General features: G+C 38.6%; 22 protein-coding genes. 9 read left to right on the top strand and 13 right to left on the bottom strand.

The window, feature by feature from the left end:
* Positions 1-22 precede the first annotated feature (22 nt).
* Entirely contained in the window at positions 23-1,231 is a 1,209-nt protein-coding gene (gene envC / locus J3U42_RS04390) for a murein hydrolase activator EnvC (protein ID WP_220218790.1), read from the top strand.
* Entirely contained in the window at positions 1,228-2,049 is an 822-nt protein-coding gene (locus tag J3U42_RS04385; RefSeq protein WP_267335714.1) for a divergent polysaccharide deacetylase family protein, read from the top strand. Before envC ends, J3U42_RS04385 begins: the two co-directional genes overlap by 4 nt.
* A 3-nt stretch (positions 2,050-2,052) precedes the next feature.
* On the opposite strand, the gene rapZ is transcribed toward J3U42_RS04385, so the two are convergent.
* The 4 genes from rapZ to dsbB form a co-directional block, all read right to left on the bottom strand.
* Positions 2,053-2,901, bottom strand: coding sequence for an RNase adapter RapZ (gene rapZ / locus J3U42_RS04380; protein ID WP_220218792.1), 849 nt, complete (start codon positions 2,899-2,901; stop codon positions 2,053-2,055).
* 95 nt (positions 2,902-2,996) lie between these two features.
* Entirely contained in the window at positions 2,997-3,593 is a 597-nt protein-coding gene (locus J3U42_RS04375; RefSeq protein WP_267335713.1) for an XTP/dITP diphosphatase, read from the bottom strand.
* A gap of 78 nt (positions 3,594-3,671) precedes the next feature.
* Positions 3,672-4,328 carry a bifunctional tRNA pseudouridine(32) synthase/23S rRNA pseudouridine(746) synthase RluA gene (gene rluA / locus J3U42_RS04370; RefSeq protein ID WP_267335711.1) on the bottom strand — a complete coding sequence of 219 codons (657 nt, stop codon included), beginning with the start codon at positions 4,326-4,328 and terminating at the stop codon, positions 3,672-3,674.
* A 72-nt stretch (positions 4,329-4,400) separates the two neighbouring features.
* Entirely contained in the window at positions 4,401-4,934 is a 534-nt protein-coding gene (dsbB, locus tag J3U42_RS04365; protein WP_267335709.1) for a disulfide bond formation protein DsbB, read from the bottom strand.
* A gap of 262 nt (positions 4,935-5,196) precedes the next feature.
* On the opposite strand from dsbB, the gene J3U42_RS04360 reads away from it, so the two are divergent.
* From J3U42_RS04360 to J3U42_RS04350, 3 genes are read left to right on the top strand one after another with little or no spacing between them, the layout of a single operon-like run.
* Positions 5,197-5,703 carry a hypothetical protein gene (locus tag J3U42_RS04360; protein ID WP_267335707.1) on the top strand — a complete coding sequence of 169 codons (507 nt, stop codon included), beginning with the start codon at positions 5,197-5,199 and terminating at the stop codon, positions 5,701-5,703.
* Positions 5,673-6,656, top strand: a complete 984-nt coding sequence (gene rluC, locus J3U42_RS04355) for a 23S rRNA pseudouridine(955/2504/2580) synthase RluC (RefSeq protein WP_267335705.1) — start codon at positions 5,673-5,675, stop codon at positions 6,654-6,656. The genes J3U42_RS04360 and rluC overlap by 31 nt, the downstream gene beginning before the upstream one ends.
* 22 nt (positions 6,657-6,678) lie before the next feature.
* Positions 6,679-7,341, top strand: coding sequence for a histidine phosphatase family protein (locus tag J3U42_RS04350; RefSeq protein WP_267335703.1), 663 nt, complete (start codon positions 6,679-6,681; stop codon positions 7,339-7,341).
* Between the two features lie 57 nt (positions 7,342-7,398).
* On the opposite strand, the gene J3U42_RS04345 is transcribed toward J3U42_RS04350, so the two are convergent.
* The 3 genes from J3U42_RS04345 to proS form a co-directional block, all read right to left on the bottom strand.
* Positions 7,399-8,862 (bottom strand): M48 family metalloprotease, encoded by a 1,464-nt coding sequence (locus J3U42_RS04345; protein WP_416380437.1) that lies wholly within the window; start codon positions 8,860-8,862, stop codon positions 7,399-7,401.
* A gap of 138 nt (positions 8,863-9,000) precedes the next feature.
* Positions 9,001-9,543 carry a tyrosine-protein phosphatase gene (locus J3U42_RS04340; RefSeq protein ID WP_267335699.1) on the bottom strand — a complete coding sequence of 181 codons (543 nt, stop codon included), beginning with the start codon at positions 9,541-9,543 and terminating at the stop codon, positions 9,001-9,003.
* 62 nt (positions 9,544-9,605) lie between these two features.
* Positions 9,606-11,327 (bottom strand): proline--tRNA ligase, encoded by a 1,722-nt coding sequence (gene proS, locus J3U42_RS04335; protein WP_267335698.1) that lies wholly within the window; start codon positions 11,325-11,327, stop codon positions 9,606-9,608.
* Between the two features lie 359 nt (positions 11,328-11,686).
* Between proS and J3U42_RS04330 the strand changes: the two genes are divergently transcribed.
* Together J3U42_RS04330 and J3U42_RS04325 are read left to right on the top strand one after the other, a co-directional pair.
* Positions 11,687-12,991: a serine/threonine transporter gene (locus tag J3U42_RS04330; protein ID WP_267335696.1), complete on the top strand. Its 1,305-nt coding sequence runs from the start codon at positions 11,687-11,689 to the stop codon at positions 12,989-12,991.
* Positions 12,992-13,246: 255 nt separating this feature from the next.
* Complete coding sequence (locus J3U42_RS04325) at positions 13,247-14,614, top strand: L-serine ammonia-lyase (protein ID WP_220218803.1); 1,368 nt, start codon at positions 13,247-13,249, stop codon at positions 14,612-14,614.
* 72 nt (positions 14,615-14,686) lie between these two features.
* On the opposite strand, the gene J3U42_RS04320 is transcribed toward J3U42_RS04325, so the two are convergent.
* From J3U42_RS04320 to xerD, 6 genes are all read right to left on the bottom strand, one after another.
* Positions 14,687-15,046, bottom strand: a complete 360-nt coding sequence (locus J3U42_RS04320; RefSeq protein WP_267329311.1) for a helix-turn-helix domain-containing protein — start codon at positions 15,044-15,046, stop codon at positions 14,687-14,689.
* 55 nt (positions 15,047-15,101) lie between these two features.
* Positions 15,102-16,586, bottom strand: a complete 1,485-nt coding sequence (locus J3U42_RS04315; RefSeq protein WP_267335694.1) for an NAD(P)H-hydrate dehydratase — start codon at positions 16,584-16,586, stop codon at positions 15,102-15,104.
* 64 nt (positions 16,587-16,650) lie between these two features.
* Entirely contained in the window at positions 16,651-18,048 is a 1,398-nt protein-coding gene (gene mpl / locus J3U42_RS04310) for a UDP-N-acetylmuramate:L-alanyl-gamma-D-glutamyl-meso-diaminopimelate ligase (RefSeq protein ID WP_220218806.1), read from the bottom strand.
* Positions 18,049-18,159: 111 nt separating this feature from the next.
* Complete coding sequence (gene recJ / locus J3U42_RS04305) at positions 18,160-19,896, bottom strand: single-stranded-DNA-specific exonuclease RecJ (RefSeq protein WP_267335692.1); 1,737 nt, start codon at positions 19,894-19,896, stop codon at positions 18,160-18,162.
* A gap of 73 nt (positions 19,897-19,969) precedes the next feature.
* Positions 19,970-20,665, bottom strand: a complete 696-nt coding sequence (gene dsbC / locus J3U42_RS04300) for a bifunctional protein-disulfide isomerase/oxidoreductase DsbC (protein WP_267329308.1) — start codon at positions 20,663-20,665, stop codon at positions 19,970-19,972.
* A 25-nt stretch (positions 20,666-20,690) separates the two neighbouring features.
* A complete protein-coding gene (xerD, locus tag J3U42_RS04295) occupies positions 20,691-21,590 on the bottom strand; it encodes a site-specific tyrosine recombinase XerD (RefSeq protein ID WP_366518701.1) in 900 nt (299 codons plus the stop codon).
* 275 nt (positions 21,591-21,865) lie between these two features.
* Here xerD and J3U42_RS04290 point away from each other — a divergent pair, with 275 nt between their 5' ends.
* The gene (locus J3U42_RS04290; RefSeq protein ID WP_220218810.1) at positions 21,866-22,498 is read left to right on the top strand and encodes a Pr6Pr family membrane protein; all 633 of its coding nucleotides are present in this window, start codon (positions 21,866-21,868) and stop codon (positions 22,496-22,498) included.
* A complete protein-coding gene (gene grxB / locus J3U42_RS04285) occupies positions 22,495-23,142 on the top strand; it encodes a glutaredoxin 2 (protein ID WP_267335690.1) in 648 nt (215 codons plus the stop codon). The genes J3U42_RS04290 and grxB overlap by 4 nt, the downstream gene beginning before the upstream one ends.
* Positions 23,143-23,151 lie beyond the last annotated feature (9 nt).

Raw genomic sequence — 23,151 nt, 5'->3', positions numbered from 1 at the left:
ATAAATTAAAAATTCAAACGCCATGTCTATTCATAACAAAATTGTCGTCGTAACGCTAATTTGCTTAATGAAAGTTAGTTTTTTGTATGCTGATGATAATCAGCAATTACAAATTATACGTCAATCCATTGAAGAGCAAGAAACCCGTTTAGCTGAGCAAAAAAAAGAGCGAACACAATTAGTTAATGCGCTTAAAGAACAAGAAACACAAATAGCCAAACTGCTTACATCCATTGAAAAAAATGGCACCATACTTAAAAAACTCAATTCTGAAATTAACCAATTAATTAAACAAATCGATGATTTGAGCGCTAAACAAACGCAACAACGGCAGGTATTAGCTAAACAGCTTGAAAGTGCGTTTAAATTGGGAAAAAGTACCGGTTTCGAACTTATTTTTGCCAGTGAAGAGAACGATCGCAATGAACGTTTAATTACCTATTATCGTTATATCAATCAGGCAAGAGAGCAGCAAATTAATGCCCTGCGTGAAACGCAATTACAACTTAACGATAAAAAAGCGGCGTTACAAATAAAACTCACTACGCAAAAAGCATTACAAACCAAACAGAAACAAGAGCAAGTCGGGCTTGTGAAAAATCAAAAAGATCGGCAAAAAACCATTAACTCGCTTGAATCGTCGATGCAAATAAATGAGCAAAAATTGGCTCAGCTAAAAGAAAACGAAACCAAACTACAAGCTAAAATTGCTCAGGCAGAAAGAGAGAGCCGTCTTATTGCTGAAGAAGAAGCCAGACAAGCAAAACACATTGAGGCAAAACAGAAAAATACAAATTATACACTTAGCGCAGACGAACGCAGTTTAATGGCTCGTGTCAGTGGTATTGGTCAGCCCGGACACCAATTTGATTGGCCGGTTAGCGGAACTGTTGCGCATCGATTTGGTGAGTCTTTACAAGGTGAACTTCATTGGAAAGGAATGGTAATCAATGCTAATGACGGTACACAAGTAAAAGCGATTGCAGACGGGCGAGTTATTCTTGCCAGTTGGTTACAAGGATATGGTTTTGTTGTTGCACTGGAACATGGGAAAGGTGATATGAGCTTATATGGATATAATCAACGAGTTTTAGTTGATGTTGGGGATAAAATTCATGCCAATCAACCTATTGCTTTAGTTGGTTCAAGCGGCGGGCAAAATACGCCAAGCTTATATTTTGAAATTAGGCGAGACGGTAAAGCGCTTGATCCAAGAGGGTGGTTAAAATGATGATACGTTTAGTACATTTTATTTTTTTAAGCTTAATGATCGTTAATGTCCACTGTGTTTGGGCGGCAAAACTCGCTTTGGTTATCGACGATTTTGGTTATCGGCAAAGTAACGAACAGAAAATTATTGCGCTTTCACCCAATATTACTATCGCTGTTTTACCTAATTCTCCAAATGCACAGAAGATTGCAACGCTAGCTCATCAGCATGGTAATGATGTGATTATTCATTTACCTATGGCACCTACGGGAAAACAACCGCTCGAAAAAGATACCCTATTTCCTTATATGGAAGAGTCTGTCGTAAGTCGAATTGTAACCGACGCAGTAAAGCGTGTACCTTATGCAATTGGTGTCAATAACCATATGGGGAGTTTGATGACCTCGGATCTTACGGGTATGAATCATGTGATGAAAGCCTTAAGCAACTACTCAATGTTTTTTTTAGATAGTAAGACAATCGGTCGAACTAAAACTAAAGAGGCGGCAAGCCAGTACGCTATTCCCGTTCTTGAGCGAGATGTCTTTTTAGATGATAAAATAACTGAAACCGCAATCGGCCAGCAATTTGAATCAGCAATTAACGTTGCGCGCAAGCATGGCGTGGCAATTGCAATTGGTCATCCTCATCCACAAACGGTGAATGTGCTAACATCTAAACTGGCAAATTTACCCGATGATATTGAATTAATTAAAATCAGCGAGTTAATTCCAGCCCCGGAGTTACCTACGCAAAACCCACTTTACTTAGAAAAACTACTCGACAAATATCGACAATTATTTGAGCTATTGTGTCAGTTTATGCTAACCAAACAGTAGCGGTTACTTTTTTTCCAACGTGCGATGACGAACTTGAATTTGTTTATTTTGCGCCCGGAAAAACGCCGCTAACTGCTCAGCAATAAAAACCGAACGATGTTGACCACCCGTACAACCGATAGCAATGGTTAAATAACTGCGGTTATTTTTTTCTAAAAGAGGCAGCCATTGCTTAAGGTAATTGGCTGTTTGATAGATAAAATTGGTCACTTCGTCATGTTTTAACAGATATTGCTTAACCGGCTCATCTAATCCGGTTAGGGCACGTAAATTGATATCCCAGTGTGGGTTGGGTAAAAAGCGCACATCAAAAACGAAATCGGCGTCGACCGGCAAACCATGTTTAAAGCCAAACGATTCAAAAATAATAGTTAATTCACGCTCTTTTTTACCTAAAATTCGAGATCTTAAAATACTTGATAGCTCATGTACCGAAAGATTATCGGTATTAATCACTAAGCTAGCGTGCGATTTTAATGGCTCCAGAAATTTTTCTTCAAGGTCGATAGCTTCTTCTAACGAATATTTTTGATTGGTTAAAGGGTGAATGCGCCTTGTTTCACTGTAACGGCGAATAAGGGTGTTTCGACTGCAATCGAAAAAGATAATTTCGGGGGTTACCGATGCCGGTAAACGCTGTAATACATCGTGATTAAAGTCAAAATTGGCGGGTAAATTTCGGATATCAATACTAACGGCAACAGGGGTATTGTTGTTTTTTAATGAATCGGCTAATTGTGGTAATAGTGCAAGCGGGATATTATCGACACAATAAAACCCCATATCCTCTAATGCACGTAACGCAATCGATTTTCCGGAACCTGAACGACCACTTACTATCATTAAAATCATGATAACAACTCCAGCATATTTGTTGCCTTAAGTATATACTTTTTACTTCTTGTTGTGCAATTTTGTGTATAAACAATCATGCAAAACATTATGCTTTAGTGCTTAGCTTTAATTTGGGCAATTAACTGCTTAAGCGCTAATCCACGGTGTGATATCTGGCTTTTGTGATCTTTGGTTAACTCCGCCGCTGTGCAATTGAGTTGCGGTATATAAAACAGCGGATCGTAACCAAAACCACCTTCGCCTTTTAATTCATTTAAGATAACACCATCCCATTTACCTAAACAGATAATTGGCGTTGGGTCGTTTTCATGTTGCAAATATACCAGCGCACAATAAAAGTAAGCTTGCCGATTTTCCGGCGGGACATTTTTTAATGCATTGAGTAATTTTTCATTATTACTCTGGTCGTTGCCATGCTCACCGGCATAACGAGCCGAATAGATCCCGGGAGCGCCATTAAGCGCTTGAACAACTAATCCTGAGTCGTCAGCAATGGCGGGTAAACCGGTTAATTTTGCAGTATGACGAGCTTTTAAAATAGCATTTTCAACAAAGGTTAAGCCTGTTTCTTCAGCGTCCGGAACATTGAACTGTTTTTGCGCAACAATATTAAAACCGGCGTCGGCTAATAGCGTTTGTAACTCATTGACCTTACCTTGATTATTGGTTGCTAAAACAATTTGTTGCATTTTGTTGCTCCTTAATTGATTGATGTTGTTTAGGCTATTTTAGTCAGTAAGTTAAACGGTTACTGATTACCTAGCGGTTTAAAATTCCGGTTCACAAGTAAATGTCATGCTTTCCCCGGTTTTAGGGTGATTAATCGTGAGTGATTGTGCGTGTAATAGCAATCTTTTCGACATCGCAAAAGCTTGCGGGTGCGCATAAAATTTATCGCCTAAAATTGGGTGTCCGATAGCTTGCATATGTACCCGTAATTGATGCGAACGACCAGTAAACGGGTATAACTCAACCCGTGTGGTGTTGTCACTATTGCGTGCAACGACTTGATACTCGGTTAATGCATGTTTACCGTTTTGCATATCAACCATTTGCCGTGGACGATTAGGCCAATCACAAATCAAAGGCAGTTCAACTTGGCCACAATCTTGTTCAATATGCCCATGTACAACAGCGATATAAGTTTTTTTCGGAATCCGTTCTCTAAATTGTTTCTTAATTTCACGATCGGCAAGTTTAGATAGCGCAGCGACCATAATACCGCTGGTTGCCATATCTAAACGATGTACCGATTCAACATAACTGTATTTTTGTTGTAGACGATGAATAATACTGTCAATAAATTGAGGCTTATTACCCGAAACAGATAGCAGACCAGATTGCTTATTAACAACCACAATATGATCATCTTGATATAGAATTGAAAGCCACGGATCAGTAGGCGGATGATATTCCAAAAGCATTTGTGTGTGACAATTTGTAAAATAAAATTGTCACACATTCTAACAAACTCGGCAAAAAGTGCCAGTCTAATATTATTTATGCCACGTCGAGCTTTTGGCTGTTGGGAAAATTTGGGAAAACAGGACAATGAAACCGACAATAATATAGCAGGCAAAAATGATAATCATCCATTGTGACATTTCAATGGTTAAAAATGACCATATTTTTTCAGCGCAGCTACCGTAAGCATTAAACATGCTTGGAAACCATTGATTTAATGGTAGCCAGCTTGGAAATTGAACGTTTATAGCACAGCTATCGGTTAAATTGGGTTCAAATTGTAAATGGGCGTGATACATGGCTAAGTTCAAACCTTTATAGGCACTATATAACCAAATTGCAATACCCAATAGGCGATAAATTAGCTTTTGGGGTGCAATTAATCCGAAAATACTGCCTAACATGATGCCGTAAATTGCACATCGTTGATAAATACAAAGCGTACAAGGGGCTAGCCCTAAACCGTGTTGAAAATAGAGTGCGGTTATTTCAAAAACAGCTGTAGATAAAAATAATAGCGCCCATGCTATTCTTCCACGTGAGTATTGATTGAGCAATGCTAACATACTATTTTATTCTCCCGTATTCCGTTATAATCATTCATCAGTGAGTGTATTGGAAAATGTTCTATTATTAAGTTAGCGGTAGTGTAGAGGATTTTTCAATAATGTAAAACGACTTTTACTCATTGATAGTGGACTCATCATCTCTAATTAATCAAAGTTATGACTATCCGGTTTTAACAAAAGAAACTTAAATAGTTTAAGCAGATATTGAAAATTTAATATTTGCAAAAAACCGGTTTTCCCTAGTAATAATGGAAGAAGAATGACAAATCAACTAGCGCAAATCAAATTATTTTTTCAAGATAATTTAATTATAAAAAACGATAACAATGATTTAAGAGATAGTTTAAATATTGAAGATGCAGAAATACTATTTAATATCGGTTTACCCAACTCCACAGAATTAGATTTTAAATTTACAAAAGAAACTAACTATCTCAATAATAATGAATTAATTTTAGATGATAGTGAAAATGGAAAGATAATATATAATATTACTAATCATCACGTTTATTTATTTTTTCCTTCAAATAAGAAAAAAATTATATTAAATGTTGGATTATTTCAATTTCTATTCTCTATTTATTATTATGAATTATTTTTAAATAATTGGAAAAATGATAAAAAAAATAGAGCACACTATTTTGATGATTTTGAACAAAAAATGAATATATTAAATAATCATTTTCAAAGTCTGGATTATTATTGGGAAGCAATTATCAACGAGTTATCACCTATATGCATACAAACGCCCCACAAAAAAAATTAAACGTTACTTTTGTGACGATATCTGAAGAAAATGCGACTCAACGTATCGATAACTTTTTGATCACACATTTAAAAGGTGTCCCAAAAAGTATGATTTATCGCATATTGAGAAAGGGGGAAGTGCGGGTTAACAAAAAACGTATAAAACCCGAATATAAGTTAAATATCGGGGATGAAATTCGTATTCCGCCTATTCGTGTGTCAGAAAAGCCCGCGCCGGAAATATCAACTAAGCTCAACAAAGTGGCTGATTTAGAAAAAGCGATTATTTATGAAGATGAGGTCATTTTGGCCATTAACAAACCTTCCGGCATAGCGGTGCACGGCGGTAGTGGGCTAAGTTTTGGCGTTATTGAGGGATTACGTGCGTTAAGACCAGAAGCAAAGTTTCTTGAATTAGTTCACCGTATCGACCGTGAAACCTCGGGTGTGCTGTTAATTGCTAAAAAACGTTCAGCTTTAAAAGCACTGCATGAACAACTCCGATTAAAACAGATGACCAAAAACTATCTTGCTTTAGTCAAAGGCAGTTGGCCTTCTGAATGCAAAGTCGTGCAAGCGCCGTTGCTTAAAAATGTGCTTAAAAGTGGTGAACGTGTGGTTAAAGTCGATAAAAATGGTAAACCTTCAGAAACACGCTTTAAAGTTGAAGAGCGGTTTGAATGTGCCACATTGATAAAAGCAAGTCCTGTCACAGGGCGAACGCATCAAATTCGGGTGCATACTCAATATACCGGACACCCGATTGCTTTTGATGACAGGTATGGTTGTCATCAATTTGATGCATTATTAAATAAAACCGAGTTGAAACGATTATTTTTACACGCTGCCAATGTAAAATTTATTCATCCCAAAAGCTTAGAGCCAATGCAACTACAAGCGCCGATGGATGAGACTTTGCAAACTTGTTTGGCATTGCTGAGAAAAGATAAACATCAACAGTCAAAATCATAAAATTAAAAGGTAGTAAGCACGAATGAAAGATCTAAATTTATATCTAATAAGACACGGTCAAACTGAATGGAATATTAAAGATCAGATGCAAGGATCGCAAAATTCTCCTTTAACACAAGACGGTATTTTAGGGGCTAAAGTGACCGGACAGCATTTAAAAAATGTGCCTTTTATGCAGGCGTATTCCAGCCCTCAGCAACGAGCAATGGAAACTCGAGATTATATTATTCATGAAAATGATAATGTGATACCAACATTTGAACTTGCCGATCTTCGGGAAATGGATTTTGGTACCTGGGAAGGTCAGCATGTTCCTATGCTGAAAAAAGAAGTCCCGGAATTTAATACTTATTTAACCGATCCGGCTAATTTTGATGCAAGTGTCAATCAAGGTGAAAACTACCTTGAAGTGCTATCCCGAATGAAAAACGCATTAACCACCATTGTGCAAAATGCACCCGAACAAAATGGTAACATTCTTGTGGTTTCGCATGGCACGGTATTGCGCTTATTGCTTTGCGTTCTAAATGGCGGTGACTGGCGGTTGCATCGTGACGAGGATTACTTCCCACGAATGTTAAATACCAGTGTTAGCGTGGTGAACTATCAGCAATCAGATGATCAGACAGAAGGTCAATTTTCAGTTAAATTCTTCAATAATGTCGATCATTTAAACCAAAAATAGTGTGATTTTATTCTCCAGACTCATCGTGAATGTCGTCTGGAGATGTTTTGCTACTTGTTATCTTCGATAAGGCGCATAGCGTTTTTGTAGTTTTTGTATTTGATTAATTCTTGCATCAATCTTTGAAATTAAAGTCTGATTGTTTTTGGTTTGACGTTTGGCATTTTGCAAGATATTAATTGCCCCCTCAAAATCACCGTCTAACGCTTGTACTTCAGCTTGAGCGCTCATCTCTTGCGCGCGTGAATTTAAGCCACCGTAAGCTTGTACCAGTAATTCCCAGCCGTTTTGATCATCACTGTTATCAAAGGTATAACGATGTAACAAACTGGCAGCTTGCTGATAGTTTTTCGTTTTAATATAGGCATTTGCAAGGTTAAGCTTTAATGCCACGTTATTCGGTGAATGTTTCAGTGCCGCTTGCAGGCGAGTAATAGCGCTGCTGCCATTATTCATTGCCAAATCAATATCGGTCATTAAATCGATATACCAGATATTGTTTGGATCATTATCTAATAATGGTTGTAGTTGCTCTTTAGCTTTCTGATTATTGCCATTATGATTATCAACCAGCGCATTGGCATAGATAATGGCTACTTTACTTTGTGGCGTATTGAGTTTTTTGTAATCTTCAATCAAGAGTTTAGCAATGTTTTTATTTCTTGAGTTATAAAGAATAGCAAGTCGTGCTTTGGCTAAATAGTAGTCTATTGACGAGGAGACATTTTTTTTACCGTACTGTAAGGAACGGCTGCGAACATCGCTTAAACGGCTATTGGGTAAGGGGTGAGTCAATAAAATTTCTGGCGGTTTAGTGGTAAAACGGCTTTGATCGGCGAGTTTTTGTAAAAATTCAGATGAAGCGTTAGGATCAAAACCCGCTTTCACTAATGTTCTAAGCCCGACACGATCGGCCTCTTGTTCATTTGATTGAGTAAAGCTTATCATGCTTTGTTGCGATCCTGCCATCGTGCCGGTCATGGCTGCCATGCCAGCTTCAGGATTGGCTAAAGTAAGCAATAACGAGCCTAACGTAGCTCCCCAGACATAAGGGCTATTACGATTCTGTGCTTCCATTGCTCTTGCCAAATGGCGTTGAGTAACATGGCCAATTTCGTGCGCCATAACGGAGGCGAGTTGGCTTTCGTTATCGGTATCTAATATAAGTTTAGAATGAATCACCACATTTCCACCAAAAAAGGCGAAAGCATTTAGCACATCGCTTCGCATAATGTAAAAATGGAAAGGGGTTTGCACGGATTCAGATTTTGACACTAACTTTTTACCAATCTCATTAATATATTGGTTCAAAACCGGATCGTTAATGATTGGCGCACTGGCTCGAAGCATTCGCATGTAGTAATCGCCCATTTCCAGTTCTTGACCAATACTTAAGGTCGAAGCGGCAGCGGTGCCGATATCCGGTAGGGAGATGTTATTCGCGTAGACGACAGCGCTATTTTGTAATAATAATGTACTTGATAAAACTAATGCGATTGCTTTCTTTAACATTCTTTTCAACCATAATCATAGGAGTGATAGGCAGTTATTTTAGCTGAAAAAAAAGACAATACCACACTGAATTTTAATAACCTTTCCTAAAAAAGCATAAAATGCGTATTGAGGCGAACTTGAACGGTTTTTTATACCTAAAATGAATTATTGAAATACGACTGCACGGATTTTTTCAATATCCACTTGTTTCAGATATTGTATGATATTGGGGTATACTTTTTTGTGATAACCCAATTCCGGTTGCATCAATTCGTTTATTGCTTGCTCTTTTGTCCAGTTTTGAAAAACCAAACGGTACATCGCACTGACTACACCGGTGCGATCGCTACCATGCCAACAATGGATGAGAATCGGTTTAGGGGATTTGGCAATAGCGGTCAGCACTTCAATCATGTTTTCATCATTGATATCTCCGGCTCGCATTCTAACCCAAACCTCAGAGAGGTTAGTATCGGTTAATCTACCACGATCGCTGTGCAATAATCGTAAATTAATGATAGTTTTAAAGCCCAGCTCATTAAGATTCTGTAGCTGTTTCGTTGTTGGTTGTTCGGCGCGATAAACATCATCAGAAATTTTATGAAAATTGCCGGGTAGTTCCAGCTGGTTTTTATTCGGCAACTGGCAACCGGCGGTAATCAAAATTAAATAACACAACAATAATAGCATCACCAATTGTTTTAGCATGCTTGGATAGTTTGCTATTAGATGTTGTGTTTTATAATTCATCTTCGATAATTGATTCAGTGTTAAATTGACTGACGGCGTTTTTGGATAAAGCTAAGGATATCTTCAACTTTTACCAGCGTTTTATCACCACCGGCACGATGTTTATATTCAACTTCGCCGTTATCTAAGTTTCTTTCGCCAATGACAATGGTGTGTGGAATACCGATAAGCTCAGCATCAGCAAACATAACGCCCGGGCGCTCTTTACGATCATCAAATAGTACTTCTATGCCAGCAGCTTGCAAGTCGGTATAGAGCTTTTCAGCCGTTGCTTGTACTTTTTCTGATTTATGCATGTTCATAGGTATAATCACAACACTGAAAGGCGCAATTGCTTCCGGCCATACAATCCCACGTTCATCATGACACTGCTCAATGGCAGCAGCAACAATACGGCTTACACCAATACCATAACAGCCCATGATCATCACATGATTTTGACCATCTTCACCTTGTACAGTGGCTTTCATTGCTTGTGAGTACTTAGTACCCAGTTGGAAAATATGCCCAACTTCGATACCTCGTTTTATTTGTAGCGTGCCTTTACCATCCGGGCTGATATCTCCTTCAACAACATTACGAATATCTTCGATGCGAGGAAGCGGGCAATCACGTTCCCAGTTGATATTAAAGTAGTGCTTATGATCGATATTGGCGCCCGCACTAAAATCACTCATTACAGCCACATCACGGTCAATAATGATTGGCATATTGAGATTAATTGGTCCCAATGATCCTGGTCCAGCTTTAACAATTGCCCGTATCTCTTCTTCGGTCGCAAATTCAAGAGGAGATGCCACAATATCAATCTTTTCTGCTTTAATCTCATTTAAACTATGGTCACCACGGACTAATAGTGCAACTAGCTGGTGCCCACTCTCTTTACTTGCTTTAACCATGAGTGTTTTAACCGTTTTTTCAATCGGTAATTCAAATTGTTCGACTAATTCCTCAATAGTTTTGGCATTAGGCGTATCAACTAATGTCATGGCGCTTGTTGGCGCAAGGCGAGTTTGCGTTGGTGCTAATGCTTGTGCCATTTCAATATTGGCAGCGTAATCCGATTCGGTTGAAAAAACAATATCATCCTCGCCGCTGTCAGCTAATACCTGAAATTCGTGTGACCAGTTACCACCAATTGAGCCTGTATCCGCTCGCACCGCTCTAAAGTTTAATCCGGCACGAGTAAATACCGCACTATAGGCTTTATACATATCATCATAAGTTTCTTGAAGCGATTCTTGAGTGGTATGGAACGAATAAGCATCTTTCATAATAAATTCACGTGATCGCATCACGCCAAATCTTGGGCGAACTTCATCACGGAATTTTGTTTGAATTTGATAAATATTTAGCGGTAATTGTTTATATGAACTCACTTCATTACGCACTAAATCAGTAATGACTTCTTCATGGGTTGGACCTAAGACAAAATCACGATCGCCACGATCTTTAATTCTTAATAATTCCGGACCATATTGTTCCCAGCGTCCGCTCTCTTGCCAAATATCGGCAGGTTGAACAACCGGCATTAGCACTTCGATCGCACCGGCTTTATTCATCTCTTCACGAACAATGTTTTCAACTTTTTTTAGCACACGATAACCAGTCGGTAGCCAAGTATATAATCCCGAGGCAACTTTGCGGATCATTCCGGCACGTAACATTAATTGATGGCTAATGACTTCAGCATCAGCAGGCGTTTCTTTTAACGTAGAAAGAAGATATTTACTGGTTCGCATACGTTTATCCTGAAAAAATAATTTATCTATAAATATAATAAAAATGTTAGCTAGTTTAGCAGTACCTAACGTAACACTAAAGTAATTTTATTGTTATTTTTTTTGCAGTGGCATAATTGGTTTAAAAGAGTTTGGTTAGATCAACCCACAGATTTATGTAATTAGGATAGTGATTTTTATGCATTTCGTATCAAAAATGATGCCTTAGTAATTAGGAAGTTGGCTAGGTATCAAAAAAGATATGTTTATCCCATTGATTATATTTAATTTTTTATTTATTTGTGTGATGTAGATCACTTTAGTAACGTTGTTAAATTGATATCATACGCCCAAATTTTTAGGTATAGGAGAATTTTAATATGGATAATGCTGTAGAAAACAAAGATGTTGTCGGGGGTACCAATGGGGTAAAATTACCTAAGTGGCGTAAAAGTGATACCTTATGGATGCTAAGTCTGTATGGCACTGCAATCGGGGCTGGCGTTCTGTTTTTACCAATAAATGCCGGTGTCGGGGGCTTGATTCCACTATTGGTGATGTTAGTCCTTGCCTTTCCGATGACATTTTATGCTCATCAAGCGTTATGTAGATTTGTTTTATCGGGTAAAAATCCTGAAGGTGATATCACGGTGGTGGTTGAAGAGGCATTTGGACGAACTGCTGGCAACTTTATCACGGTGCTTTATTTTTTTGCTATCTACCCGATTTTATTGGTTTACAGCGTTGGTATCACCAATACTGTTGATAGCTTTATGGTACATCAATTAGGCATGGCATCGATACCAAGGGCGTTATTATCTTTTGTATTAGTCGCTTTTTTAATGTCGATTGTTCACTTTGGTGAAGAGCTGATTGTCAAAGTGATGTCGATTTTAGTGTTTCCTTTTATTGCTGTATTGATGATTTTAGCGCTATTTTTAATTCCGGAATGGAATGGTGAAATTTTTGCTAACGTATCATTAAGTGGGGCCGGTAGTGACGGCAGTCAAAGTATTTTAATGACGCTGTGGCTGGTTATTCCGGTTATGGTATTTGCATTTAATCACTCTCCAATTATCTCTTCTTTAGCCGTTGCTAAACGCAAAGAGTATGGCGATGTTTACGCTGAACCAAAATGCTCTACAATTATTGCCGCAAGTAATATAATGATGGTTGTAACGGTCATGTTTTTTGTGTTTAGCTGTGCACTTTGCTTAACTCCTGCTGAGCTGTTGGATGCAAAAGCACAAAATATTTCGACATTATCTTATTTGGCAAACCGATTTAATTCACCTGTTATTGAGTATATTGGTCCCCCAATTGCGTTTATTGCAATGGCGAAATCATTTTTAGGGCACTATTTAGGGGGTAAAGAGGGCTTTAATGGCGTGATTAATAAAGCACTGCGTAGCTGTGATAAGACAATTTCACCGGCAAAATTAGATAAAATTGCCATTGGCTTTATGTTTATCACGGCCTGGGGAACAGCCACACTTAATCCGAGTATTTTAGGTTTAATTGAATCATTGGGTGGTCCAATTTTAGCGATACTGCTGTTTTTAATGCCAATGTATGCGATCAACAAATTACCGGCATTAGCTAAGTATCGTGGCAAATTAAGTAATGTATTTATTGTCATTATGGGTTTGATTGCTATTTCAGCAGCTATTTATAATTTGCTTTAAGCTTGAATTTATCAGTAATGATGACCATTTAAAGAAAAAATCCGCTTAGGTTAATAGGCGGATAAATATTCTTCAAGTTGATAGCAATTGTGTTATAAAGCAGTCCTAATTTTTCATTCTAAGCGTGAGGCGTTTTGTCCTAACTGGTGGTTGTTAAGCGTTTAACACAGATGTTTGTTATCCAATTTGTTTGAGTAATCTATAAAGTTTTTATCAAAAAGGCTCAGTTACATTGGGCTTTGAAAAGGGAAAAATATGAGTTCGGTATTTGAAATATTTAAAATCGGTATTGGGCCGTCAAGTTCACATACAGTCGGACCAATGCGAGCTGGAAAAGCATTTGTCGATGAGCTGATAAGTCAAGGGTTGATGCCGTCTGTAACCAAAATTGTAGCAGATGTTTATGGTTCATTATCACTAACCGGTAAGGGGCATCAGACCGATATCGCCATTATTCTGGGGCTGGCTGGTGAAAAACCCGATACCGTCAATATTGATAACATCCCGATATTTATTGAAAAAATTAGTCAGACTAATCGGTTATCGATTTATGACAATCGTTATGAAATTGATTTTCCACTAGCTGAGTGTATGGTTTTTCATTCTAAATTTTTACCATTACATGAAAATGGTATGACATTAAGCGCTTATCATGGCGATGAGCTGCTGTTTCAAAAAACTTACTACTCTGTTGGTGGGGGCAAAATTGTTGAAGAGGCGCAATTTGGTCAGCAAGAGCAAAATCCGGTTTTGTTGCCTTATCCATTTTCGACTGCCGCACAGCTATTAAAATCGTGTGAAGATAATTCGTTATCCATTTCCAGTATTATGATGAAAAACGAGCTGGAATTGCACTCTTATGAAGAGATTGAAGACTATTTTCATCGTGTCGGGCAGACTATTTTAGATTGTATTAAACGTGGCATGAACACCGAAGGGTTATTACCCGGCCCGCTTAAAGTGCCACGCCGAGCGTTTTCCTTGTACCGTCAATTATCGACCACCAAAGATAATATTATCAGCGATCCTATGGTCATTATTGATTGGGTCAATATGTTTGCCTTAGCGGTGAGTGAAGAGAATGCTGCCGGTGGGCGGGTTGTCACGGCGCCAACTAATGGTGCATGTGGTATCATTCCTGCGGTGCTTGCCTATTATGATAAGTTTATTAATCCTGTTACGCCGGATATCTCAATGCGTTTCTTTTTAACTTGTGGAGCAATTGGGCAGCTTTATCAAAAAAATGCCTCAATATCGGGTGCAGAAGTAGGGTGTCAGGGTGAAGTTGGTGTTGCTTGCTCCATGGCTGCCGCTGGGCTTGCTGAGCTTTTAGGTGGGAATCCGCAACAAGTTTGTATGGCCGCTGAAATTGCCATGGAACATAATTTAGGTTTAACTTGCGATCCGGTTGCCGGGCAAGTACAAGTGCCATGTATTGAGCGTAATGCTATCGCCGCTGTTAAAGCAATTAATGCCACTCGTATGGCTTTAAGACGCACAACCGTTGCCAAAGTGTCGCTTGATAAGGTGATTGAAACCATGTATGAAACCGGTAAAGACATGAACGCTAAATATCGTGAAACATCACGAGGCGGGCTGGCAATTACCGTTCATTGTAGTTAATTTGCCGTTAACTGCGATAAGTTAATCCTTCAATTCGCCGACTAACAATTTGGCGAATTGAAGCGATCAAAGTTAATATTTCCAGCGCATGGTATTGACTTTAGAACGTAAAAAATCATTATTGGCCAGCATATCGACTTTTTCACTTTTTATTGAACGTAACTTTCTTTTTCGTTTAGCTTGCTCAGTTGATGTATGATGCATCAGTTCATTGTAGGCAAGTAAATTATTGAGCTGATCAAGCTCGCCCAATCCTTTTAGTACGTTAATCAGTGTATGTAAAGTAATGGATTCACCACTTTCGATGCGTTTAATGGTTGCTATGCCAAGCTCAGATTTTTGGGCAAGTTCTTGTTGTGATAAATTTTTTTCAATTCTTGCCATTTTTATTCTGCGACATAACATGGCAACCATTTCGGTTGTTTCATTCATGAGTTATCCTCAATATAGAGATAATGCATTGGGTTTCGAGCCTGTTATTTTGGGATTAATTGGGTAGTATATGGGTTAAACCTTCGATAATATCAGAAGCTAATAAACTGTATTTATTTAATTTTTCAGCCGCTTTATTACCAGCCAAACCGTGCAAGTAAACACTTACTGGGGCTGCTTGAGCGGCGGGTAAATGACCGGCAATGAGTCCGGCTATAATGCCAGTTAACACATCACCTGATCCAGCCGTTGCCATACCATTATTACCCGATTGATTAATATAAGTCGGTTTGTGAGGTTGGGCAACGACGGTCTTAGCATCTTTTAACACACAAATGACATTGTGCTTTTGCGAAAAAGTTTTTGCTGTTGCGATTAAATTATGTTTAATTTCATCGATAGCGCGTTTGGTTAGGCTGGCCATTTCACCTAAATGTGGTGTAAGGATAATGGGCGATTTGGCTTGCTTAAGTAATGACAAATCTTGCGATAACACATTAAGTCCGTCAGCATCAATAATAATTGGCACGGTCGCATGGTTAAGCACGTAAGATAAAATCTGATGACTATCATCTGATACCCCCATACCGGGGCCGATAACAATTACCGATGCCCAATTTATCCATGTTTCAAGTTCAGTAAAATTAACGTGATTTGGTGTAAAAGGCGATAATAATGCTTCGGGGAGTTGGGATAATAAAATAGTGCTATTACAAATTGGTGTGTAAATACGTACTAACCCGGCGCCGGCTCGATAGGCGGCTTTAGCCGATAAGTAAGCGGCACCGGACATGTTTTGCGAACCGGCGATTGTCAATACTTTACCATAAGAGCCTTTATGGGAGTCATTTGCTCGTACCGGTAATAATTTATCGAGATCATCTTGCTCGAAAGTATAATGCGAAGCCGGTTTGTCGGCATAAATCCCAATATCGGCAATCGTTACTTTGCCGGCTAACTCAAGGCCGGGATAGAAGGATAATCCGAGCTTAGAATAGGCAAAGGTTACTGTCTGTTTCGCTTTTACCGCCGCACCTAATATTTTTCCGGTGTCGGCACACACGCCGGAAGGGATATCAATCGCTAGCACATCGGCATGACTTTGATTAATCAGCTCAATTGCCCGCAAAAATTCACCGCTAACATTGCGATTAAGACCGATACCGAAAATAGCATCGACAACCGTTGTATAGGACGAAAGTGAATCGGGTAACGATGTCATGACAGGGATTTGATAGTGCTGAGCGATTTTAATTTGCTGTAATGTTTGAGCTGATGCACTATTAGGTAAGCCAACTAAATAGACTGTCACATCGATATGGTGTAATTTGAGTAAACGCGCAACGGCAATGCCGTCTCCACCATTGTTACCATAACCACATATGAGCGCAACTCTGCTTAGGTTAAAATCTTCAGTTTGAAGTTGATTGGCGACCGCTAATGCCGCTCGTTCCATTAACACTAGTGAAGGTAAGCCGATTGTTTGCGAAGTATGAGCATCATAGTGCTGCATTTCAGACGAGGTGACTAAGTATTGCATGCAGTCTCCTTGTTGGTAACGATATGCCACACGCTGTGGCATATCTTTGAAAGGGTGAAAACGACTATTTGATTAACAAGGGTTTGTCTTGCTGATTTTTAATTTGTTGTTTTTCAAGACTATCTAAAATCTTTTTATGAATACCATTAAAACCACCATTACTCATAATCAATATGGCGTCGGTCGGTTTTGCGGATTTTGTGATCATTTCAACTAAAAGATCGATATCGCCCGACCAATAAGCCGGTTGAATACAGGCATCAACAACATCAACAACCAACCAAGGTAACTGTTCCGGTTGGAACATGTAAACTTCGTCAGCCCGCCCAAGCGACGGTGCAAGCTCATCTTTAGATATACCGAGTTTCATGGTGTTGGAACGTGGTTCGAGTACGGCTAAAATTCGGCGATTAGCACCAATTTTACTGCGTAATGCTTCTAACGTCGCTAAAATTGCGGTTGGATGATGCGCAAAGTCGTCATAAATTTCAATATTATTCACTTGACCATATAACTCTAAACGTCGTTTGGCATTGATAAATGAGCCTAATGCCTGACAAGCATCTTCAGCTTTAACCCCGACATTGTTGGCAGCGGCAATAGCCATTATGGCGTTGTGCATATTATGTTCACCAACTAAAGAGTATCGAACTTCGCCTACTTTATTACCATTAAAGTAGACCGCAAAGTGGCTGGCATCGTTATTCATTCGTTGGGCTAACCAACCTGTTTCCGATTCAGTAAAAATTTGATCACTCCAACAACCTTTGGCTAACACCTGTTTAAGATTGACATCTTCTTGAGGTGCAATAATCAGACCTTTACTTGGCACTAAGCGCACTAAGTGATGAAACTGTTTTTGAATTGAGCTGAGATCATCAAATATGTCAGCGTGGTCAAATTCTAAATTGTTCATTATTAGCGTTTTCGGGCAATAGTGCATGAATTTGGAGCGTTTATCAAAGAACGAACAGTCATACTCGTCAGCTTCAATAACAAAGAAATTTCCTTCGCCTAATCTGGCTGATATGTCAAAGTTTCCAGGTACGCCACCAATAACAAAGCCTTGCTTAAAGCCTTGTTGTTCTAAGATCCAGTTTACCATGCTGGCAGTAGTAGTTTTACCATGAGTACCGGCAACCGCAATCACCCAGCGATCTTTTAATACATTGTCATGCAACCATTGCGGTGCTGAGATATAAGGAATGTTATTATCTAAAATGTATTCCACACAAGGATTACCCCGTGATAATGCGTTACCAATGATAACTAAATCCGGTGTAGGATTTAATTGCGCTGGATCGTCGCCTTCAATGATTTCGACATTTTCTCGTTGTAACAAGGTGCTCATCGGCGGGTAAACATTTTTGTCTGAACCGGTGACTTTGTGACCTAGTGAGCGGGCTATTAATGCAATTCCTCCCATAAATGTGCCACAGATACCAAGAATATGAATATGCATTTTTAGTCCTTAACTTTGTATAAATTGTAGTAAAAAATAATGGTTTTGTTACCAGTTTGGTTAAATAGGTTTTTTGAAGTAGTTTCGTTAATTATAGTCGATTTTTATGGCTTATGCGATAGGCCATAAATGCCTTATCATTAATTTTGCAGCTTGATTGCCTCGAAACTCATCGACACCTAAGTGATAAACGATGGTTACATTTTTGATTGATTGATCAGGCCATTTAGTTGTATCAGCATTGAAATATATCCCTTCAATAATGGGTCCACCTTGTTTCGGCTCCAGTACTAATCTAAGATGTTTTTCGGCAAATAACTGCTGTCTGTGAACGATAAACTCACCGTCAAAAATTGGTTCGGAAAAGCCTTCTCCCCATGGGCCGGAATCTTTTAGCTGTTTGGCTATAGCATAATTGAAATCTTGACCGGCTATCTCACCGTCGGTTTCAATCACTTGTTCAAGCAGTTCATCATTTAATACTTGATCAACCAGTGCTTCAAAACTGTCGGTAAAATGGGCTAAATCTTGTTCTCGAATAGACAAACCCACCGCCATAGCGTGTCCACCAAAGCTGACTAAAAGATCAGGATGAAGCTGATCTAACTGTTCAATCAGATCACGCAAATGTAAACCGGTAATCGATCGGCCGGAGCCTTTTAATAGACCGTCTTGTGTTGAAGCAAATGAAATCACTGGCCGATAATATTTCTCTTTCAACCGAGCCGATAATATCCCAATAATCCCTTGATGCCATTGTGGATGATGAACAACTAATGCACTAGGAATTGCCGCTTTTTGTGTTTCTATCTTTTCAATAAGCGATAACGCTTCTTTATGCATTGTTTGTTCGATTAATTTGCGATCGTTATTTAACGCATCAAGTTCGGTTGCTTGTTTAATGGCGGTGTCAAAATCATCACAGAGTAATAATTCCACTCCCAATGACATATTATCCATTCTTCCTGCGGCATTTAAGCGCGGCGCAATATAGTAAGCAAGATCGATAGAGGTAAAACAAGCCGCCTCTTTTTTCGCAACTTGCAATAATGCTTTGATACCAGCACAACAATAGCCGGAACGAATCCGATTGACTCCTTGATGTACTAATATACGATTGTTATGATCTAATTGCACCACATCAGCAATCGTTCCTAAAGCCACTAAGTCTAGTAAGCTGGCAATGTTATATTCTTCTAAGTTATTGCTAGCAAACCAGTTTTCCTTGCGCAATTTAGCCCGTAAAGCCAGCATTAAATAAAACGCCACACCTACGCCGGCTAAATGTTTAGAAGGGAAAGCGCAATCAGGCAAATTCGGATTGACTATGGCATCAGCATTAGGTAACTGCTCCGGACATAAGTGATGATCGGTGATGATAACCGCAATATTCGATTGTTTGGCAAATTCAACCGCATCGAATGAAGATATCCCATTATCGACAGTCACAATAAGATCGGCTTTTTGAGCTATGGCTTTCTCAACCACACTGGTGCTTAAGCCATAACCGTCTTGAAAACGATCAGGTATAATATAATCAACAAATTGGCACCCCATTTTTTTTAGGGCTCTGACTGTTAAAGCGGTGCTGGTTGCGCCGTCTGTATCAAAATCACCGACAATCATAACACGTTGATTATTTTTCATTGCTTGATAAAGCAATTCGACAGCATCATTGATACCATCTAAATTATCATAACCGGTTAAATTGCGTGTGGTATAGTCAAGTTCTTTTATTGATTTTACGCCTCGTAGTGCATAAATTCGCTGCAATAGTTGCGGAATATCTTTCGGTAATTCCGGGAGCGATTGCGGTAACGGACGATGTAATAGTCTATTTTTTCTCATAATGTAAATGTTAGCGCATTGGCGCTAACATGGATATTAAATTGGTGCTAAATTATTAATTAATCAAAATGTTTTAAGGATTTTTTTTATCTAAAATTTCAATTAACTTATCGGCCGGTACATAACCCGAAACAAGTTGTCCGTCAGGCAAAACAATGGCTGGCGTACCAGAAATACCTAAACTTCTACCCACATCAAATTGTTGGGTGACGTAAGGTACCATGCTTGTTGCTGGTGAGATTTTTTTGCCTTTGTAAGCATCGTCAAAGGCTGCTTTACGATCAGCTACACTCCAAATTGACTGCATATTTTTTCCTGCTTCACTATTAACACCGCTTCGTGGGAAGGCAAAGTAGTGAACAGAAATGCCCGCATCTAAATATTGATCAATATTTTCGTGGAGTAATTTACAGTAATGGCATGTATAATCAGTGAAAACCCAAATGACATACTTTTCATTTTTAGCTTGATAAACGATTGCATCTTTTTCAATTTTTTTAATTGCATTTAAATTATCTTTATTGGCAATATTTTCCGGTTCATCACCTTCAACGTTATAAAAAGGACCTTGTGTTAGATATTTCCCATCAGCAGTAACATAAAATATTCCGTCATCTGTGGTAACCGCTTTTAAGCCTTTTATCGGCGAATTATTAATTTTTATTGTATTGGAATTGTACCCCAGTTTTTCGAAGCTTTTTAAAATATCACTATTGCTTGCAAGCGCAGAGGTTGAAATTAATGCTAAAGCTAAAACTAATTTTTTCATTCAATTACCCTTATTTTTTGAACTTTTATGCTCGAGGATGATGTTTAGTGTGTAACTGTTTTAATCTCTCTGTTGCCACGTGTGTATAAATTTGCGTGGTGGATAAACTACTATGTCCAAGTAACATTTGTACAACACGCAAATCGGCGCCATGATTAAGCAAATGTGTTGCAAACGCATGCCGTAGTACATGGGGAGATAGCGAGTCAATATTAATCCCGGTTAGTATGGCATAATATTTTATCCGATGCCAGAACGTCTGTCGTGTCATTTTTTTGCCCAATCGACTGGGAAACAGGATATCAATTGGCCCGGTTTTTAACAGATCATTACGGGCATATTTAAAGTAGTATTCAAGCCAGTAGACTGCTTCTTCCCCTAACGGGACTAGCCGTTCTTTATTGCCTTTACCGATAACTCTTATCACTCCTTGCCGAAGGCTAATATCACTGATTTCTAAATTAACTAATTCAGAAACCCGCAAACCTGTTGCATAAAGCACTTCTAACATGGCTTTATCACGTAATTCGATTGGATCGTCTATACTAGGCGATTGAAGTAAAGCATCAACTTGTGATTCAGTGAGATCTTTCGGGAGCTTTTTCGGTAGTTTGGGCGCGGATAAAACCGCTGACGGATCGTCAGTGCGATAATTTTCTTGATATAAGTACTGAAAAAAGCGCTTAGTTGCGCTCAGTAACCGGGCTGAACTACTGGCTTGGTAACCGGCATTGACTCTCGACATCAAAAATTCTTGCAAGTTATGCGTTTGTGCGTTGACAAAATTAACTTGTTGCTGTTGTAGCGATTGGCTTAATGCAAATAGATCGTGTCGGTAAGATTCAACCGTATTTTCGGCTAAATTGCGTTCTAACCAAATTGAGTCTAAAAATTGTTCAATTAACATTTTATTTTGTGGTGGTATATCTTTTTCAGACATAAAAAGCCTGCTCTTTATGACACGTATTGCAACTATTATATACCAACAAGAGTCAAGTTGCAGTTTCGGCGATAAGATTAGACGAAGCTCATTCAATTGAGTTTAAATTGCTATAAATTTACCTATTTTTATACTTAAACATAGGGTATTTCTGAAACTTCTTGTCAAACGTTGCTAAAAGGATTTTAATTTATACATTGTTTTGTATTTTTTTTATTTTCTGATATATACTTCCTGCCAAAATTTGGGCTGTTCACTTTATGATCATGTTGAAACGAAATATCTATTGTCTTATTGCGTTATATATTTTTTTTGTAATTGGTATTGAGACCTATACCTATTGGCATATCCAACTTCGCCCTTGGCAACCAAAATCACCATTAGGGCGCCTTGAATATTATTTCAGTTTTTTTACTGTGCTTTCAAATATTCTGTTAGCGGTAAGTTGCATATTTTTAAGCTTAAATCCTCAATGTGATCGATATGGTTTTAAGGTGATTCGGCTAAATGGCTTAATTGGTGTAGTCATTACGGCTATTGTTTATAATTTAGTTTTACGAAAGATCCATATACCTCCAAACAGCATCGCTCGGTTTGCCAATGAAAGTTTACATGTTATTGCGCCTGCTCTGGCTGTACTGACCTGGCTGATTTGGGGGCCATTTAGGCGTATCAATTTTAAGGTCGTAATGGGTTCAGCGCTTTCGTTGTTGGCTTATGGGGTTTATATTTTTGTGCGTGGTTATTATACTAATCGATACCCCTATCCATTTATCAATGTTACTCGCATTGGTTATCCCAAAGCTTTGCTTGCTGCCGGTATCGTTTTCCTCATGTTTGTAGCCTTAGCTTTATTGTTTTGGGGTATAGATGCCTTAAGGAGACGAAAATGAAACTGTATATCTATGAGCACTGTCCATTTTGTGTAAGAGCAAGAATGATATTTGGTTTAAAACATATACCCGTTGAGCAACATGTTTTGCTGAGTGATGATTTTAAAACGCCCGAAAAGATGATTGGCAAAAAAATGGCGCCGATTTTGCAAAAAGCGGATGGTAGTTATATGCCAGAAAGTTTAGATATCGTCGAATATATTGATAATAACTATGGTCAGCCTATTTTAACCGGCGCTAAATCTCCTCAAATAGCCGACTTGATTAAACAGCTACAGCAATATGATTATAAGCTTGAAATCCCTCGTTATATCAAGCTAGGGTTAGCGGAATTTGCCACCCAAAGTGCGATTGATTATTTTATTAACAGTAAAGTGGCAAAAATTGGTTCTATCGACGAGTGTTTAGCTCAAAGTGAAAAATTAATTTTAGCGGTGAGTGAAATTTTAAACCAGTTTGACGCTGTTATTGTTTCGCAAAATGCGTGTAATGGCGAACTATCGTTAGATGATATTTGCTTATTTCCGGTGCTACGTAATTTAACCTGCGTGAAAGGGTTAACTTTTCCACCGAAAATAAAAGCCTATCTTTTATCTATGGCGGCAGATAGCGGCGTGGAGCTATTTTTTGATAGAGCTATTTAAGATTGTCGT

The sequence above is a fragment of the Gilliamella sp. B2923 genome (assembly GCF_026536565.1).
Lineage (GTDB): Bacteria > Pseudomonadota > Gammaproteobacteria > Enterobacterales > Orbaceae > Gilliamella.
Note: the sequence above shows the minus strand (reverse complement) of the source record. Positions and strands in the feature narration are given on the sequence as shown.

What these genes read in the sequence shown, in the direction of transcription:
- rluC (WP_267335705.1), top strand. Translation starts at nt 5,673, where the DNA reads ATGCATACAAACGCCCCACAAAAAAAATTAAACGTTACTTTTGTGACG.
- J3U42_RS04340 (WP_267335699.1), bottom strand. Translation starts at nt 9,543, where the DNA reads ATGCTAAAACAATTGGTGATGCTATTATTGTTGTGTTATTTAATTTTG.
- rluA (WP_267335711.1), bottom strand. Translation starts at nt 4,328, where the DNA reads ATGCTTTTGGAATATCATCCGCCTACTGATCCGTGGCTTTCAATTCTA.
- J3U42_RS04360 (WP_267335707.1), top strand. Translation starts at nt 5,197, where the DNA reads ATGACAAATCAACTAGCGCAAATCAAATTATTTTTTCAAGATAATTTA.
- mpl (WP_220218806.1), bottom strand. Translation starts at nt 18,048, where the DNA reads ATGCATATTCATATTCTTGGTATCTGTGGCACATTTATGGGAGGAATT.
- J3U42_RS04325 (WP_220218803.1), top strand. Translation starts at nt 13,247, where the DNA reads ATGAGTTCGGTATTTGAAATATTTAAAATCGGTATTGGGCCGTCAAGT.
- J3U42_RS04350 (WP_267335703.1), top strand. Translation starts at nt 6,679, where the DNA reads ATGAAAGATCTAAATTTATATCTAATAAGACACGGTCAAACTGAATGG.
- recJ (WP_267335692.1), bottom strand. Translation starts at nt 19,896, where the DNA reads ATGAGAAAAAATAGACTATTACATCGTCCGTTACCGCAATCGCTCCCG.
- J3U42_RS04290 (WP_220218810.1), top strand. Translation starts at nt 21,866, where the DNA reads ATGATCATGTTGAAACGAAATATCTATTGTCTTATTGCGTTATATATT.
- grxB (WP_267335690.1), top strand. Translation starts at nt 22,495, where the DNA reads ATGAAACTGTATATCTATGAGCACTGTCCATTTTGTGTAAGAGCAAGA.
- dsbC (WP_267329308.1), bottom strand. Translation starts at nt 20,665, where the DNA reads ATGAAAAAATTAGTTTTAGCTTTAGCATTAATTTCAACCTCTGCGCTT.
- J3U42_RS04375 (WP_267335713.1), bottom strand. Translation starts at nt 3,593, where the DNA reads ATGCAACAAATTGTTTTAGCAACCAATAATCAAGGTAAGGTCAATGAG.
- J3U42_RS04320 (WP_267329311.1), bottom strand. Translation starts at nt 15,046, where the DNA reads ATGAATGAAACAACCGAAATGGTTGCCATGTTATGTCGCAGAATAAAA.
- J3U42_RS04330 (WP_267335696.1), top strand. Translation starts at nt 11,687, where the DNA reads ATGGATAATGCTGTAGAAAACAAAGATGTTGTCGGGGGTACCAATGGG.
- J3U42_RS04315 (WP_267335694.1), bottom strand. Translation starts at nt 16,586, where the DNA reads ATGCAATACTTAGTCACCTCGTCTGAAATGCAGCACTATGATGCTCAT.
- dsbB (WP_267335709.1), bottom strand. Translation starts at nt 4,934, where the DNA reads ATGTTAGCATTGCTCAATCAATACTCACGTGGAAGAATAGCATGGGCG.
- rapZ (WP_220218792.1), bottom strand. Translation starts at nt 2,901, where the DNA reads ATGATTTTAATGATAGTAAGTGGTCGTTCAGGTTCCGGAAAATCGATT.
- J3U42_RS04385 (WP_267335714.1), top strand. Translation starts at nt 1,228, where the DNA reads ATGATGATACGTTTAGTACATTTTATTTTTTTAAGCTTAATGATCGTT.
- proS (WP_267335698.1), bottom strand. Translation starts at nt 11,327, where the DNA reads ATGCGAACCAGTAAATATCTTCTTTCTACGTTAAAAGAAACGCCTGCT.
- envC (WP_220218790.1), top strand. Translation starts at nt 23, where the DNA reads ATGTCTATTCATAACAAAATTGTCGTCGTAACGCTAATTTGCTTAATG.